The organism is uncultured Bradyrhizobium sp., from assembly GCF_964252615.1.
Classification (GTDB): Bacteria; Pseudomonadota; Alphaproteobacteria; order Rhizobiales; family Xanthobacteraceae; genus Bradyrhizobium.
Window position 1 is genome coordinate 1 of sequence record NZ_CAXUNQ010000007.1, and the last position, 15,017, is coordinate 15,017.

At 62.7% G+C, this 15,017-nt stretch carries 14 protein-coding genes; 5 read left to right on the forward strand and 9 right to left on the reverse strand.

Translation table 11 applies throughout. The annotated features are described in order from the left end of the window. Positions 1-148: 148 nt before the first annotated feature. Positions 149-433 carry a hypothetical protein gene (locus ACFE72_RS06275; protein ID WP_375412212.1) on the reverse strand — a complete coding sequence of 95 codons (285 nt, stop codon included), beginning with the start codon at positions 431-433 and terminating at the stop codon, positions 149-151. A 19-nt stretch (positions 434-452) separates the two neighbouring features. Next, on the reverse strand, positions 453-647 hold the full coding sequence (locus ACFE72_RS06280; protein ID WP_375412213.1) for a hypothetical protein: 195 nt from the start codon (positions 645-647) through the stop codon (positions 453-455). A gap of 112 nt (positions 648-759) precedes the next feature. Between ACFE72_RS06280 and ACFE72_RS06285 the strand changes: the two genes are divergently transcribed. Further along, entirely contained in the window at positions 760-927 is a 168-nt protein-coding gene (locus tag ACFE72_RS06285; RefSeq protein WP_375412214.1) for a hypothetical protein, read from the forward strand. A 98-nt stretch (positions 928-1,025) separates the two neighbouring features. Here ACFE72_RS06285 and greA read toward each other — a convergent pair whose 3' ends face one another. The 3 genes from greA to ACFE72_RS06300 all read right to left on the reverse strand — a co-directional run bounded on the left by greA (position 1,026) and on the right by ACFE72_RS06300 (position 6,495). Next, the gene (gene greA / locus ACFE72_RS06290; protein ID WP_375412335.1) at positions 1,026-1,499 is read right to left on the reverse strand and encodes a transcription elongation factor GreA; all 474 of its coding nucleotides are present in this window, start codon (positions 1,497-1,499) and stop codon (positions 1,026-1,028) included. 135 nt (positions 1,500-1,634) lie between these two features. Continuing rightward, the gene (gene carB, locus ACFE72_RS06295; RefSeq protein WP_375412215.1) at positions 1,635-5,099 is read right to left on the reverse strand and encodes a carbamoyl-phosphate synthase large subunit; all 3,465 of its coding nucleotides are present in this window, start codon (positions 5,097-5,099) and stop codon (positions 1,635-1,637) included. Between the two features lie 370 nt (positions 5,100-5,469). Next, positions 5,470-6,495 carry an alpha/beta hydrolase gene (locus tag ACFE72_RS06300; protein WP_375412216.1) on the reverse strand — a complete coding sequence of 342 codons (1,026 nt, stop codon included), beginning with the start codon at positions 6,493-6,495 and terminating at the stop codon, positions 5,470-5,472. A 157-nt stretch (positions 6,496-6,652) separates the two neighbouring features. Between ACFE72_RS06300 and ACFE72_RS06305 the strand changes: the two genes are divergently transcribed. Continuing rightward, entirely contained in the window at positions 6,653-8,179 is a 1,527-nt protein-coding gene (locus tag ACFE72_RS06305; protein WP_375412217.1) for an amidohydrolase family protein, read from the forward strand. 274 nt (positions 8,180-8,453) lie between these two features. Here the strand turns inward: ACFE72_RS06305 and ACFE72_RS06310 are convergent, their stop codons facing one another. Then, on the reverse strand, positions 8,454-8,957 hold the full coding sequence (locus ACFE72_RS06310) for a cupin domain-containing protein (protein WP_375412218.1): 504 nt from the start codon (positions 8,955-8,957) through the stop codon (positions 8,454-8,456). Positions 8,958-9,087: 130 nt separating this feature from the next. Between ACFE72_RS06310 and ACFE72_RS06315 the strand changes: the two genes are divergently transcribed. Then, complete coding sequence (locus tag ACFE72_RS06315) at positions 9,088-9,303, forward strand: CsbD family protein (protein WP_375412219.1); 216 nt, start codon at positions 9,088-9,090, stop codon at positions 9,301-9,303. An 83-nt stretch (positions 9,304-9,386) separates the two neighbouring features. Here the strand turns inward: ACFE72_RS06315 and ACFE72_RS06320 are convergent, their stop codons facing one another. Further along, on the reverse strand, positions 9,387-10,364 hold the full coding sequence (locus tag ACFE72_RS06320) for a D-2-hydroxyacid dehydrogenase family protein (RefSeq protein ID WP_375412220.1): 978 nt from the start codon (positions 10,362-10,364) through the stop codon (positions 9,387-9,389). Positions 10,365-10,635: 271 nt separating this feature from the next. Further along, a complete protein-coding gene (ggt, locus tag ACFE72_RS06325; RefSeq protein ID WP_375412221.1) occupies positions 10,636-12,222 on the reverse strand; it encodes a gamma-glutamyltransferase in 1,587 nt (528 codons plus the stop codon). A gap of 169 nt (positions 12,223-12,391) precedes the next feature. Between ggt and ACFE72_RS06330 the strand changes: the two genes are divergently transcribed. Further along, a complete protein-coding gene (locus ACFE72_RS06330) occupies positions 12,392-13,135 on the forward strand; it encodes a rhodanese-related sulfurtransferase (RefSeq protein WP_375412222.1) in 744 nt (247 codons plus the stop codon). After that, positions 13,128-13,343, forward strand: coding sequence for a SlyX family protein (locus ACFE72_RS06335; RefSeq protein WP_375412223.1), 216 nt, complete (start codon positions 13,128-13,130; stop codon positions 13,341-13,343). The genes ACFE72_RS06330 and ACFE72_RS06335 overlap by 8 nt, the downstream gene beginning before the upstream one ends. A gap of 55 nt (positions 13,344-13,398) precedes the next feature. On the opposite strand, the gene ACFE72_RS06340 is transcribed toward ACFE72_RS06335, so the two are convergent. Further along, positions 13,399-14,952, reverse strand: coding sequence for a class I adenylate-forming enzyme family protein (locus tag ACFE72_RS06340; RefSeq protein ID WP_375412224.1), 1,554 nt, complete (start codon positions 14,950-14,952; stop codon positions 13,399-13,401). Positions 14,953-15,017 lie beyond the last annotated feature (65 nt).

Genomic DNA, 15,017 nt, shown 5'->3' on the forward strand with positions numbered 1-15,017 from the left:
AATCCAAATCAGCTGAAACTTGGACTATACTTTCAATGAACCGGACAGCCGTGGCTCAAGGCCGGGCATGACGAACAGCTTGCCGACACCGGCGGAGCGCCGCCGTAACCGACTGCAATCGTCTCGCGATGCGACCTGTCGCCGGGGATTATTTTTCCTGCGATTCATCCTGCGGCGCGCGACGATCAAGACAGCGCACGAGCTTCGGCTGGCAAGCAAAGCCGATATTGGAGCAGACCGGCGCCTCGCCTTCGGCGCCGCGCGAGCAGTTGACGCATTCGTCGGTCCATCGGCTGCAGTTCGGCGGACCCTTGTGCACCGATGTGTCTTCGGGCGCCACGCGTGGCCGGATTTCAAGGTCCGCCGCGAAGGAGGTGCCGGCGGCAAGGAACGCCGCCGTTGCGATGGCGATAGTCAAATCGGAAAGCCGCATACCGTCTCCGTGCGCTGCGTCATCTCGTCGGAGTAGTATTACAACATCTCGACGACGAATGCGCGCCGTCACTTTCCTTCGCGAGCGCCATGGCCAGTTCAATGACCTTGCGCCGGGCCTCCGGACTGGCGATGCTGCGAAAAGCCCGCATCAACTTAAACCCCTCCGCGATCGCCTCAACGTCATCGTTCGGCTCGTCCTGCTTGCTGACCATCATCATCTCCCTGGTCGGTTGAGAGATGGATCATAATCAATCTGGCGCTGTACCGTAATACTGGCGGTTTGCCAGCATTCCATCAACCAGAGCGTTTGGTTAGAAACGACGAATGAAGATACCACAGCAGGAAACGCGCGAAGCCGCGATGCACGTGCGCGTGCGACCGTCCGTCAAAGCGGCGGCGGAGCGCCTTGCGCAGGAGGATGGCCGTTCCCTCGCCAATTGGCTCGAGCGGCTGATCGAGGCCGAGGCGGCGCGGCGCGACCGAGAGAAATAACATGCGAATGCGCCCCGTCTCCGTCGGCGAACGGTGCCTGCAAGGCGATACGTAAGACCGGCGCCGGCAGTTCGCCGCAAGCGAGGCGACGAAAAACGTTACCGCCATTCCACCTTGGTGATCTCGTACGCCTTGGCCCCGCCCGGCGCCACCACCTCGACCGACGTCCCCTTCTTCTTTCCGATCAGCGCGCGGGCGAGCGGCGAGGTAATGGAGATGCGGCCTTTCTTGGCATCGGCTTCCGGCTCGCCGACGATCTGCCATACCGTCTTCTTGTCGGTGTCCTCATCCACCAGGGTGACGGTGGCGCCGAATTTGATGGTGTCGCCGGAGAGCTTGGAGATGTCGATAATGTCGGCGCGCGCCAGCTTGTCCTCAAGCTCGGCGATGCGGCCCTCATTGTGCGACTGCTCTTCCTTCGCCGCGTGATATTCGGCGTTTTCCGACAGGTCGCCATGGGAGCGCGCTTCGGCAATGTGCTCGATGATGCGCGGACGGTCTTCCGACTGGCGCTTCTTCAACTCGACCTCGAGGGCGGCATACCCGCCCGCGGTCATCGGAACTTTTTCCATCATCTTGACTAATCCTCTCATGCGGACCAATTCTTGGGGCCACGCATAAACGCCGAAACAGAACAACCCCATGGCTGGCGAGTTCCAGCGATACCGGCTTTATTGCCGATCCATTGCCGGGCGCGGGGCGACAGATCAGGTTTCGGAAAAATAACTCTGCAGCGTGCGGACCTCGAGGTCCCCGCCCAGATAGGCCCGGATGCCCTGCGCGGCCGCCACGGCACCCGAAAGAGTGGTGTAATATGGCACTTTATGCAAGAGGGCAGCGCGCCGCAGCGAGCGGCTGTCGGCCAGGGCCGCCGCCCCGTCGGTGGTGTTGAAGACCAGATGGATGTCGCCATTGGTGATGGCGTCGACGATATGCGGCCGGCCTTCCAGCACCTTGTTGACCTTTTCGGTGGGCACGCCGTTGTCGGTCAGGAAACGCGCGGTACCGGACGTCGCCATCACCTTGAAGCCCAGCGAGAACAACTGTTGAACCGCGCCGAGGATGCGGGCCTTGTCGCCCTCCCGCACCGAGACGAACACCGTACCCTTGCGCGGCACCCGCGTGCCGCCGCCGAGTTGGCTCTTGGCAAAAGCCACCGCAAACGAACGATCGATGCCCATCACCTCGCCGGTCGAGCGCATCTCCGGGCCGAGCACGGTATCGACCCCGGGGAAGCGCGCGAACGGAAAGACCGATTCCTTGACGCCGACATGGTCAAGGCTGCGCTTCTTCAAATGGAAATTCGCGAGTTTTTCGCCGGCCATGATTCGGGCCGCGATCTTTGCCACCGGCATGCCCATCACCTTGGCCACGAACGGCACCGTGCGCGACGCCCGCGGATTGACTTCGAGCACGTAGACCTCGCCGTCCTTGATGGCGTATTGCACGTTCATCAGCCCGACCACGTCCAGACCCAGCGCCAGTTCGCGGGTCTGCCGTTCCAGCTCGGATATCATGGCGGCGTCAAGCGAGTGCGGCGGCAGCGAGCAGGCTGAATCGCCGGAGTGAATGCCGGCTTCCTCGATATGCTCCATGATGCCGACGATGAAGGTGTCCTTGCCGTCGCTCAGGCAATCGACATCGATCTCGGTGGCGTCGGACAGATAGCGATCGAACAGCAGCGGATTCTTGCCGAGCACGGTGTTGATCTGCCCGGTCTTGTCGTTGGGATAGCGCGCTTTCACATCGGCCGGCACCAGCTCCGGCAGGGTGCCGAGCAGATAGTCGCCGAGCTGATTGTCCTCGCGGATGATCTGCATGGCGCGGCCGCCGAGCACGTAGGACGGACGAACCACCAGCGGCAGGCCGAGATCGGAGGCGACCAGCCGCGCCTGCTCGACCGAATAGGCGATGCCGTTTTTCGGCTGCTTCAGGCGCAGCTTGTCGAGCACGCGCTTGAAGCGGTCGCGGTCCTCGGCAAGGTCGATGGCATCCGGCGAGGTGCCCAATATCGGCACTTCCGCCGCTTCCAGCGCGCGCGCGAGTTTTAACGGGGTCTGGCCGCCGAACTGCACGATCACGCCGTGCAGGGTGCCGTTGCGGCGCTCGGTATCGATGATCTCCAGCACGTCTTCGGCGGTGAGCGGCTCGAAATACAGCCTGTCCGCGGTGTCGTAGTCGGTCGACACCGTTTCCGGGTTGCAGTTGATCATGATGGTTTCGAAACCGGCGTCATGCAGCGCGAAGCAGGCGTGGCAGCAGCAGTAGTCGAACTCGATGCCCTGCCCGATCCGGTTCGGCCCGCCGCCGAGAATGATGACCTTGTTCTTGTCCGATGGCGCGCTTTCATCGGCAAAGCTGCCGGCGAACGGCGCCTCATAGGTCGAATACATATAGGCCGTGGGCGAAGTGAACTCCGCGGCGCAGGTGTCGATGCGCTTGAATACCGGGCGCACCTTCAGCGCGTGGCGCTGCGCCTTGACCTCGGCTTCGGTGGTCTCCGCCAGCACGGCGAGCCGGGCGTCGGAGAAACCCATGCCCTTGAGCGATCGCATGCCGAACGCGTTTTGCGGCAATCCGCTTTTCTTGATCTTGGCTTCCATCTCGACAATGCCGCGCATCTCGGCGAGAAACCACGGGTCGATCTTGCACGAGGTGAATATCTCCTCATTGGACCAGCCGAGCCGCATCGCCTGCGCCACCTGCAGCAGCCGGTCCGGCGTCGGCGTGCCAAGGGCTGCGCGGATCGCGTTCTTGTCGTCGCCGCGGCCAAGCCCCTCGATCTCGATTTCGTCAAGGCCGGTCAGTCCGGTCTCCAGCCCGCGCAGCGCCTTCTGCAGGCTTTCCTGAAAGGTGCGGCCGATCGCCATCACTTCGCCGACCGATTTCATCGAGGTGGTCAGCGTGGTCGAGGCGCCCGGGAATTTCTCGAACGCAAAGCGCGGGATCTTGACGACGACGTAGTCGATGGTCGGCTCGAACGACGCCGGCGTCGCACCCCCGGTGATATCGTTGGCGATCTCGTCGAGGGTGTAGCCGACCGCCAGCTTGGCGGCGACCTTGGCGATGGGAAAGCCGGTGGCCTTCGACGCCAGGGCCGAAGAGCGCGACACCCGCGGATTCATCTCGATCACCACCATGCGGCCGTCGGCGGGATTGACCCCGAACTGCACGTTGGAGCCGCCGGTTTCCACACCGATCTCGCGCAGCACCGCCAGCGAGGCGTCGCGCATGATCTGGTATTCCTTGTCGGTCAGGGTCAGCGCCGGCGCCACCGTGATGGAATCGCCGGTGTGCACGCCCATCGGGTCGAGGTTTTCGATCGAGCAGATGATGATGCAATTGTCTTTTTTATCGCGCACCACCTCCATCTCGAACTCTTTCCAGCCGAGCACGGATTCCTCGATCAGCACCTCGTTGGTCGGCGAAGCGTCAAGTCCGCGCTCGATGATGTCGAGAAACTCCTCGCGGTTATAGGCGATGCCGCCGCCGGTACCGCCCATGGTGAAGGATGGCCTGATGATCGCGGGCAGTCCGATTTCGGACAGCGCCATCAAGGCTTCGCCGAGCGCGTGCTCCTGATAGCGCTTGCGGCGGTCGCCTTCATGCAGCGTCCATTGCCGCTCGTGCTCGGCGAGCGCCTCGCCGCTCAGCTTCTCCTTCTCCGACAGATATCTGTCGCGATACTGCTTCTTCAGCGCGGACGCGTTCGCAAGCCGGGATCGCGGAGTTTCGAGGCCGATCCTCGTCATGGCCTCGCGGAAGAGCTGGCGATCCTCGGCCTTGTCGATGGCGTCGGCGGTCGCGCCGATCATCTCGACATCGAATTGATCCAGCGTACCCTGTCGCCGCAGCGACAAGGCGCAGTTCAGCGCGGTCTGCCCGCCCATCGTGGGCAACAGCGCGAATCCGCCTGGAATGACGTGGCGTTCCTTTTCGATGATCTTGGCGACGATCTCCGGCGTGATCGGCTCGATATAGGTTGCGTCCGCCAGTTCCGGATCGGTCATGATGGTGGCCGGATTGGAATTGACCAGGACGATGCGGTAGCCCTCCTCCTTCAGGGTCTTGACCGCCTGCGTCCCGGAATAGTCGAATTCGCAGGCCTGGCCGATCACGATGGGGCCGGCGCCGATGATGAGGATGGTCGAGATGTCGGTTCGTTTGGGCATCAAGTCTCGCGGGAACAGGGAATTGGGCACAAAAAAAGGGCGCGCGGTCCGCGCGTCCCCTGTGGCCGGCGCTCGGAAGACCTTGCGCGCGCGTGTCTTTAGACCAGATTCCGCAACTGCGAAAGGGTTTTGGAGGCCCGATCAACGTCAATTTGTCCTCAAACCCGTGTCCGGGACGTGGTGCGGCAGTGTTGTGCGCTCCGCAGCGCCGGGACCGTTACGAATGAACCGCTGCTGGCAGAGATGCGCGCCGTGGGACTTCCGCCGATCCGGCGGGATCGTCCTTCGCATCTGAAATGAAATTCGCTGTCATGAGTCCTCCGTTCGAATGTTCCGTTTCCGAGAGCCGCTGCGAATGTCGCGGGCCAAATCACGTCGCGATCGGGCTGGGCATGGTGAGGAACGCGCGGGTGACGTGCCAGAACAATTGCCGGTTGGTGGCCAGCGTGACGGAATGGGCGGTGCCCGGCAGGATGATGAACTGGCGGTCGCCATTCGGCAGCCGGTTATAAAACTCCTCGAGGTCGGCGATGGTAGCGATGCCGTCATATTCACCGCGCACCAGCAGCACCGGCGAAAGTACCTTGTCCGGATGCACCACCGGCAGGTTCGCGGTCATGTCGAGATAGGTCCCGGTCGGAATCTGGTCGCCGAACTGCATCTCGGCGTCGGCCAACGCCTCGACTGCGGCGGGATCGCTGGTGCCGGGCTTGTCGCGGGTGGCGATCGAGCGGATCATCTCACGGTCGCGCTTGCGCATGTTGTGGGAGCGGTAATACGCGAGCTGTTCGGCGCGTTTTGTCAGTGTCGGCGAGCCTTCGCCCTTGTAGGTAAACGCGGCGAACACCAGCCGATCGACGCGTTCCGGCGCCACCATGGCGTAGGCGCCGGCGCGCAGTGCGCCGGAGGACTCGCCGAGGAAATGGGTTTTTTGCTGGCCGGTCTCGCGCGCCACGATGTCGACCGCAATCTTCAGGTCTTCGACTCCGCTGGCGATATCGGAATTTCCCGAGGTGCGGCCGGACTTGCCGTAATTTTCATGGTCCATGGTCCAGCAGTCGAAGCCGTAGCGGGCAAATTCGTTCATCGCCGAGTATTCGCCATGGCCGGGGACATTCAGGTCGAACACCCGCGAGGTCACCGACGATCCATGCACGAAGAACAGCACCGGCCGCGCCGGCTCGCCGGCCATCGGCGCGCCAAGCCGCTTGCGGAACAGCCACAGCGGCACGTCGCTCTTCTTGGCCCAGTATTCGCTGCTCCAGATTTCGCTGCCGTCGGTCCGGGCCGCATTTGCGGCGTGCACCGGCATGCCGCTCACGGCACTCATGGCCAGACCGAGGCCGGCTCCTTTGATCACGGTGCGCCGCGCCAGCGGCTGATCGGGATGTGTCATGGTTCGCTCCCTGTGCGCATGTTTTGTCGACAGTTTAACACAACCACCGTTGCGGAGGGACGACGATGGCGCGGAAAGCAGGCTGACACTGCCCGTCCGGAGGTCTAGTCTTGCGGTCCATCCGACCGGTAAATCCGGCGCAGTCAGGGAGAAAGTCATGAGCAGTCAGTTGACCGACGAAGAACTTGCCGCACTGATGCCGTCCGAGTTGTGCGCTTACCAGACCCCGATTCCGACCCAGATCGTGGCATCGGACGAATTCTATCCCGATCCGCAGAACGAACGGCAGCGCGAGGTCGAAAGCCGGCTGCTGGCGATGGCCGACGAACTCGGCGGCAAGCAGGGCATGGACCGCCGCAAGTTCTTCCAGACCGCGGCCGGAATGGCGGCGTCGTTCGTGGCGATGAACGACGTGTATGGACCGCTGTTCGACGTGAGCAAGGCCGAGGCGGCTACTCCCGCCATGGCCCAGGAGCGCGCCAGCGCGTTGAAAGACCAGTTCATCATGGACATGCACACGCATTTCCTGCGCGACGACACCCGCATCATGACCTTCGTCGACATGCGCGCCGCGGTGGGCAAGGCCGGCTGGAACAAGGAACTCGGCAGCCGCGAGCAGACCATCGAGGATCTGAAATTCAACAACTACAAAAAAGAAATGTTCTTGGACAGCGACACCAAGATCTCGCTGATCTCCTCGGCGCCTTCGGATATCGAGCAGGACTGGTTTCTGACCAATGAGCAGATGGCCGACGCGCGCAAGAAGATCAACGACGAGGCCGGCTCGCGCCGGGTGTTTTCGCACATGATCTTCACGCCGGGACAGCCGGGATGGCTGGACAAGCTCGACGCCGGCCTCGCGCTCAAGCCCGAATCCTGCAAGGGCTACACCGTCGGCGACAACACCCACAAGGACATCAGCCGCTATCCCTGGCGGATGGACGACGAGAAAGTGGCTTACAAGGGTTACGAGAAGATGGTGCAGGCCGGCATCAAGAACGTTTGCATTCACAAGGGCCTGTTCGCGCCGGGAATCGAGAGGCAGTATCCCAATCTGCGCGGTTTTGCAGACGTCGCCGACGTCGGACAAGCGGCAAAGGACTGGCCGCAGCTCAATTTCATCATCTATCACTCCGCCTACCGCCATGTCGGCGGCGATCCGAAACAGGCGCTCGCCGAATTCGAACGGACGGGGCGGATTTCCTGGACCAGCGATCTTGCCGACATCCCCGCGCAATACGGCGTCAGCAATGTCTATGGCGATGTCGGGCAGTTGTTCGCGACCACGCTGGTGGCGGAGCCGAATGTCTGCGCCGCGCTGATGGGCACGCTGATCAAGGGATTAGGGGCCGATCACGTGTGCTGGGGCACTGACGCGCTGTGGACCGGCGCGCCGCAGTGGCAGATCGAAGGCCTGCGGCGGCTCGAAATTCCCGAAAGCATGCAGAAGAAACATGGCTACGCCCCGCTGGGCGCCGCCGACGGCCCGGTCAAGACCGCGATCTTCGGCGACAACAACGCCAAGCTCTACAACATCCAGCCCAAGCGCGCGATGTTGGAGCTGAAGGGCGACCGCTTCGCGCGCATGAAGGCGGAGTATCAAAAGGCCGGACCGGAACCGTCCAACACGCGCTATGGCTATGTGGTGCCGAATGGCACGGTGGATCACAGCGTGTTTGCGTAGGCAAGCGTCGTCACCGTCATTACCGGGCCTGTCCCTGCCGGATTCACATCTCGTCATACGCGGGCTAGACCCGCGTATCCATCCATCTTCGGAAAGAGTCGTTTCGAATGGGATGGATTGCCGGGTCGAGCCCGGCAATGACGATGAGATAATGGATGCGCGGGTCGAGCCCGCGCATGGCGCAGACATCAGCATGGTCGTTCCGGGATGCGCCCTGTTGGCGCAGGCCCGGAATCCATGCCCGCTCGTGGTTATGGATTCCGGCTCGCTCGTGTCACTCGCGTCCTGAAATGCCGGACGGCGCGGGATGCACCGGGTCGACCCAGAGCACGGTCTCCGGCTTTTCCGCCGGCTCGATGTCGAGATTGACCGCGACCGCCTGGCCGTCGCTGCGCACCAGCACGCATTCCAGTACCTCGTCGGGGCTGGCGTTGATCTCCTGGTGCGGCACATAAGGCGGGACGAAGATGAAATCGCCGGGATTGGCTTCCGCGGTGAACTGCAGTTGCTCGCCCCAGCGCATCCGCGCCTTGCCTTTCACCACATAGATGATGCTTTCGAGATGGCCGTGATGATGCGCGCCAGTCTTGGCGTCGGGCTTGATGGTCACGGTGCCGGCCCACAACTTCTGCGCGCCAGCGCGGGCGAAATTGATCGCGGCCTTGCGGTCCATCCCCGGCGTCGATGGCACGTTGGGATCGAGCTGATCGCCCGGGATCACGCGGACGCCGTCGTGCTTCCAGCGCTCGTCATCGTGGTGGTGGTGAGGGCAGGTCATGGCCATCGCTTTCGGTTCGTTCCATCGCGGTAAAAATAACAGAACCTGCATCACAAGATAGCCCGCGCGGAACATTTGATCGCTCCCGGACTTGTTTCGCCACCTTCACCCTTTCAAACAGGAGAGTTCCATGGGAAGCACGGCAGACAAGGTTAAAGGCGCGGCCAACGAAGCCATCGGCAAGGCCAAGCAGGGCATCGGCGAGGCAACCGGGTCCGACCGCCTGCAGGGCGAAGGCGCGGTGCAGGAAGTCAAGGGCAAGGGCCAGCAGGCGCTCGGCGATGCCAAGGACGCCGTGAAGGATGTGGCGAACAAGGCCGCAGGTGCCGCGAACAAGAATCTTTGATCGGTTGAATGAGATCACCGCGGGAACCGGCGCTTCGGCGCCGGTTTTTGCGTTCCTGCGGCACGGTGGAAGCGGCCGGCTGCCTAGGGACGTTTCAATACGTCGGGATTGACAACGTTGCTCGGTCGGCCGGCGGCGTAATCGACGATCTGGCCAAAAATATCGCTGAATTGCAGTTCGTATTCGTCGCGGCTGACATAACCGATATGCGGTGTGCTGATCACATTCTCCATGGTCAGCAGCGGGTCATTGACGTCACGCAGCGGCTCCTTGTCGTAGACGTCCACCGCCGCCATGCCTGGCCGCCCGGCGCGTAGCGCCGCGACCAGCGCGCCCGGCGCAATCAGCGGGGCGCGACTGGTGTTGACCAGTAACGCCGTCGGCTTCATTCGCGCCAGATCCTCCGCCGTGACGATCCCGCGCGTCGCATCGACCAGACGCATATGCAGCGACAGCACATCGCTCTGTGCGAAGAATTCCTGCTTGCTGCCGGCGACCCTGTAACCGTCGGCGCGCGCCTGGGCCAGCGTCGCCTCGCGTGCCCACACCAGCACTTTCATGCCGAATGCCTGACCGTAACCAGCGACCACGCTGCCGATGCGGCCGTAACCATAGACGCCAAGCGTCTTGTCGCGCAGCGTGCGGCCGACGCCGATTTGCCAATTGCCGGATTTGAGCGCCGCCATCTGCTGCGGAATTTGCCGCATTGCCGCGAGCACCAGCCCCCATGTCAGTTCGGCGGCGGCATAGGACGGCGTGCCGGGATGCTGGCTCGACGACACGATGATGCCGAGCCGCGTGCAGGCGCCGATATCGATATGCGGATAGACGCTGCGCTGGCTGATCAGTTTGAGTTTTGGCAGGCGCTCCAGAAGCGGCGCGCGAATCTGCGTGCGCTCACGGATCAGCACCAGTACTTCGGCGTCCTTGAGCCGCTCCGCGAGCGCGTCGACATCCTGGACATGGTCGTTGTGCACCGTGACGTCGTGGCCGTTGAGTTTCGCAAAGCAATCGAGCGTGCGCAGCGTGTCGAAATAGTCGTCGAGGATGGAGATTTTCATTGTACCCTCCACGCCATGCCGCCGGCATTGTGCCGGGCGTCCGCGTCTTTAAGGCGTCGCCCGCCGGCAAGACGTCATGGCCTCAAGCCCTGCCCCACGCACGCATCCCGGCCGTCATTGCCGGGCTTGACCCGATAATCCATCCCCTTCGAAACGATTCGTCCGAAGATCGATGGATACGCGGGGTCAACTCCGCATATGACGAGATGTGTGAATCTCGTAGGGTCAAGCCCGGCCCTGACGAATTCAATTACCGGCTACATGTCCTGCCTCAATAGCCCAGCGCGCAGCCATCCTTGCGTGGCTCGGAGCCGCCGGTAAGCGTGCCCCTGTCCCAATCGATCCAGATCGCCTGCCCGCCGCCGAGCGGGCTCACGATGCCGGTGGTCGTATGGCCGATCTTCTTCAGGCCCTCGACGATGTCCGCCGGCACGCCATCCTCGAGCTGGTAGACGCCTTCGTAATGCAAGCCGCGCGGCTGGTCGATGGCCTCCTGCACGTCGAAACCGTAATCGAGCATGTTGGTCAGCACCCGGGTCTGGCCGACCGGCTGATACTGCCCGCCCATCACCCCGAATGACATATGCGCGCGGCCGCCCTCGGTAGTCAGGCTCGGAATGATGGTGTGCAGCGGCCGCCTGCCGGGCGCGATGCAGTTGGGATGGCCGGGCTGCACCCGGAAACCGGCGCCTCTGTTCTGCAACAGCACGCCGGTCTTGTTGGAAACCACCGCCGAGCCGAACGAATGCGCGATCGAATTGATGAAGGAGCAGACGTTGCGGTCCTTGTCGATCACGCTGATGTATACCGTCGAAGGATTGATCGGCGGCGAAACCTTCGGCAACTCGAGCAGCCGGTCCATCTTTATTTTTTTGGCATAATCGGCGGCGAATTCTTTTGAAAGAATTCGCTTGATATCGACATCGACATACGCCGGGTCGCCGATGTCCTGCTCGCGCATGAGATAGGCGATGCGCGCGGCTTCCGCCTCGAGATGAAACCGCTCGACGCTCATGGCGGCAAATTTGGCAAGGTCGAAATTCGACAGGATGTTCAGCATCACCAGCATGGTAATGCCCGGGCCGTTCGGCGGGCATTGCCACACGTCGAGGCCTTTGTAGGTGGTCCCGATCGGCACGGTGGTTTCGGTGCGGTGCGCGGCGAAATCTTCCAGCGTATGCAGGCCGCCGATGCCGCGCAGGGTTTCGACGATGTCTTCGGCCACCGCACCGGTGTAGAATCCGTCGCGGCCATTCTTCGCGATCACGCGCAAGGTCTGGCCGAGCTCCGGCTGCCTGATCACGTCGCCGGCCACCGGCGCGTTGCCGTTGGGCAGCAGATAGCGCGGGGTGTTGGTGCCGGCGCGCAGTTTTTCCAGTCCGTTATTCCAGTCGAACGCGATGCGGGGGGCGACGATATAGCCGTCCTCGGCGGCCTTGATCGCGGGCTGCAGCAGGGTGTCGAAGCCGAGCTTGCCGTGATCGCGCAAGATCGTCGCCCACGCATCGATCGCGCCGGGCACGGTGACGGAGTGCGCGCCGGTGGTCGGAATCGCGTGCATCTTGTGCCCGACATACCACTCCGCCGTGGCCGCTTTCGGCGCACGGCCCGAGCCATTATAGGAGACGATCGTGCCCTCGCCCTTCGGTTGAATCAGCGCGAAACAATCACCCCCGATGCCGGTGGACTGCGGCTCGATCACCCCTAACAGCGCGCAGGCCGCCACCGCGGCGTCGGCGGCAGTGCCGCCGGATTTAAGAACCTCGATCGCCGTCAGCGCCGCCAGCGGATGCGACGTCGCCACCATCGCATTCTGGGCATGGACGGTGGACCGGCCGGCAAGATGAAAATTCCTCATGCAAGATCGCTCACTGCTGTCGTTCTGCTCGCGCCCGGGGCGGCGGGTCTACATGGCATTTCATGCGCTTGAGGGCAATGCTGGGAACGGAATAACGCCAATGCATGAGCCGGTTCTTGTTGCAGGCGCGGCCTTTCACCTCAGCCGCCCTTGGGATAAACCTTTCGCCATGCCCATCACCGTCGCCGCCTTCTATCAGTTTGCCGCGTTGCCGGATTTCCGGGAGCTGCGCGAGCCCCTGCGCGCCGTCTGCGCCGACCTCGAATTGAAAGGCAGCGTGCTGCTGGCCCATGAAGGCATCAACGGCACACTGGCCGGCAGTCGTGACGCCGTCGACGCGCTGGTCGCGGAATTGCGCGACGGCAAGCTGTTCGGCGGCCGGCTCGATCATCTGGAACTGAAATTCTCCTCGGCTTCCGCAATGCCGTTCGCGCGGCTGAAAATCCGCCTGAAGAAGGAGATTGTCACGTTCGGCGACCAGGGCGCCGATCCCACCAGGGCCGTCGGCATCTATGTCGCGCCCGCCGACTGGAACGAACTGATCGCCGCATCCGACACGCTGGTGATCGATACGCGCAACGCGTTCGAGGTGGCAATCGGCTCGTTCGAAGGCGCGATCGATCCGCATATCAAAAGCTTTGGACAATTCAGGAGTTTCGTGGCGCGGTCGCTCGATCCGTCGAAGCACCGCAGAATCGCGATGTTCTGCACCGGCGGCATCCGCTGCGAAAAGGCGAGCGCGTATCTGCTCGCGCGCGGTTTCGAGAAAGTCTATCACCTCAAGGGCGGTATCCTGAAATACCTGGAGCAGGTGCCGGAAACTGAGAGCCGCTGGCGCGGCGAATGTTTTGTGTTCGACGAGCGCATAGCGCTTAGCCACGGCTTGCGTGAGCGCGGACCCTGCAATGAGTGACGCCAAGGCACTGAATGACCGCATCGACGTGCTGGAAACCCGGCTGACGTTTCAGGATGAGACGATCGAGACGCTGAACAAAACGATCACCGCACAGTGGCTCAAAATAGACGCGCTGGCGCGCCAGGTCGCGGCCTTGAGCGAGCGGTTGCAGGAGGCGGAGGCCAGTTCGCCGGGATCCGCGAACGAGCCGCCGCCGCATTATTGAGAGGCCGCACTCCGTCGTCATCCTCGCGCAACGGCGCCGCGCAGTGCGCGGCTGCTCAGGAGGACGGTCGCTTTGTGGCAAGCAAGGTTTGCCCTGCCAGCGTCCGATCCCGCAATTCGCGCTTCAGCACCTTGCCGATGGCGCTGCGCGGCAGCGCGTCGACGATCACCACATCAGCCAGACGCTGGGTTTTGCCGACCCGGCCGTTGGTCCAGGCTTTTAGCGCACCGTGATCCCTTGCCGCATCCGGCTTCAGCACGACGAATGCGACGGGTGTCTCGCCCCATTCCTCCGAAGGCACGCCCACCACGGCGGCTTCCGCGACGTCGCCATGGCCGACCAGTATGGCCTCAAGATCGCTCGGATAGATATTGAACCCGCCGGAAATGATCATGTCCTTCTTGCGGTCCATCAAGGTGAGAAAGCCATCCGCATCGAAGCGTCCGACATCGCCGGTGCGCACGAAACGTTTTCCGGTTTCATCGTGCCAGAAGGTTTCGGCGGTCTTGGCCGGCTGATTGAGATAGCCCTGCATCATCACCGGCGAGTGGCCGACGATTTCTCCGATTTCCCCTGCCGCGACCGGCTTGCCGTTGTCGTCGATCAGCCGAACGTCATGATCCGGCATCGGCTGGCCTACGGTGTGCAGCTTGTCCGGATGCTCATGCGCCAGCAGCACGCAGGTGCCGCCGCCCTCGGTCATGCCGTAATATTCGGTAAGCCCGCCAGGCCAGCGATTCAGGATGTCCGCCTTCAGGCCCGCTGCGAACGGCGCCGAGGTGCAGAACTTCATCTGGTACGACGACAGATCGAAGCTGTCGAAGTCGGACAGCGCCATGATGCGGCGATATTGAACCGGCACCAGCATGGTGTGGGTCGCGCGGTGGCGCTGGCTGAGGTCGAGAAATCCGCGGGCGTCAAATTTCTTCATCAGCACCGCGGTGCCGCCGCCGGCCATGGTCGGATTGAAGCAGACCAGCGTAGTATTGGAATAAAGCGGGGTCGAGAGCAGCGTGACCGCATTGGGACCGTAGCCGAGCGGATCGAGCTGGCCGTATTGGCGCCAGCGCAGAAAATGCGAATGCACAATGCCTTTCGGCGTGCCCGTGGTGCCCGACGAATAGATGATATTGAAGGTCCAGTCGGGATCGATCGTCACCGGCTCCGGTCTTGTCCCCGGCGCTCCGCACCACGCGCTGAACGGCCGGCCCCACCCGCTGCCGTCGAGCGAAACGCATAACGGCGCGTTCGCAGAAGGTCCCATTGCCGCCACGGTGGTTTCGTCCATGAACAGAATCTTTGCGCCGGAGTCCTTTACCATCGCGGCGAAGTCCTGCGGCGTCGAGGACGGCGCCAACGGCGCCACCGCAACGCCGGCGCGCAATGCGCCGAGAAAAGTGGCGACGTATTCGATCGAGCTCAAGGCGCAGATCGAAATCGCGTCGCGCGGCCGCAGTCCGTCGTTCTGCATCGCAGCCGCAACGCGGTCGATCATTTTGTTCAAGCCCGCATAACTCAGCTTGCGCTCGCCGTCGATGACGGCGATGCGGTCCGGCGCGGTTTTCGCGGTCTGTCCGACCAGCGCGTCGAGCGCGATGAAATCCGGCATCGATATTGCCTCCCCTTTTTCTCATCGCAAGCAAACGAAGCAATTCAATGCTGTATGAAAGGATT

Bases quoted from the DNA above. Each gene is read 5' to 3' on its own strand.
- ACFE72_RS06275 (WP_375412212.1), bottom strand. From the start codon at position 433: ATGCGGCTTTCCGATTTGACTATCGCCATCGCAACGGCGGCGTTCCTT.
- ACFE72_RS06280 (WP_375412213.1), bottom strand. From the start codon at position 647: ATGGTCAGCAAGCAGGACGAGCCGAACGATGACGTTGAGGCGATCGCG.
- ACFE72_RS06285 (WP_375412214.1), top strand. From the start codon at position 760: ATGAAGATACCACAGCAGGAAACGCGCGAAGCCGCGATGCACGTGCGC.
- greA (WP_375412335.1), bottom strand. From the start codon at position 1,499: ATGGAAAAAGTTCCGATGACCGCGGGCGGGTATGCCGCCCTCGAGGTC.
- carB (WP_375412215.1), bottom strand. From the start codon at position 5,099: ATGCCCAAACGAACCGACATCTCGACCATCCTCATCATCGGCGCCGGC.
- ACFE72_RS06300 (WP_375412216.1), bottom strand. From the start codon at position 6,495: ATGACACATCCCGATCAGCCGCTGGCGCGGCGCACCGTGATCAAAGGA.
- ACFE72_RS06305 (WP_375412217.1), top strand. From the start codon at position 6,653: ATGAGCAGTCAGTTGACCGACGAAGAACTTGCCGCACTGATGCCGTCC.
- ACFE72_RS06310 (WP_375412218.1), bottom strand. From the start codon at position 8,957: ATGACCTGCCCTCACCACCACCACGATGACGAGCGCTGGAAGCACGAC.
- ACFE72_RS06315 (WP_375412219.1), top strand. From the start codon at position 9,088: ATGGGAAGCACGGCAGACAAGGTTAAAGGCGCGGCCAACGAAGCCATC.
- ACFE72_RS06320 (WP_375412220.1), bottom strand. From the start codon at position 10,364: ATGAAAATCTCCATCCTCGACGACTATTTCGACACGCTGCGCACGCTC.
- ggt (WP_375412221.1), bottom strand. From the start codon at position 12,222: ATGAGGAATTTTCATCTTGCCGGCCGGTCCACCGTCCATGCCCAGAAT.
- ACFE72_RS06330 (WP_375412222.1), top strand. From the start codon at position 12,392: ATGCCCATCACCGTCGCCGCCTTCTATCAGTTTGCCGCGTTGCCGGAT.
- ACFE72_RS06335 (WP_375412223.1), top strand. From the start codon at position 13,128: ATGAGTGACGCCAAGGCACTGAATGACCGCATCGACGTGCTGGAAACC.
- ACFE72_RS06340 (WP_375412224.1), bottom strand. From the start codon at position 14,952: ATGCCGGATTTCATCGCGCTCGACGCGCTGGTCGGACAGACCGCGAAA.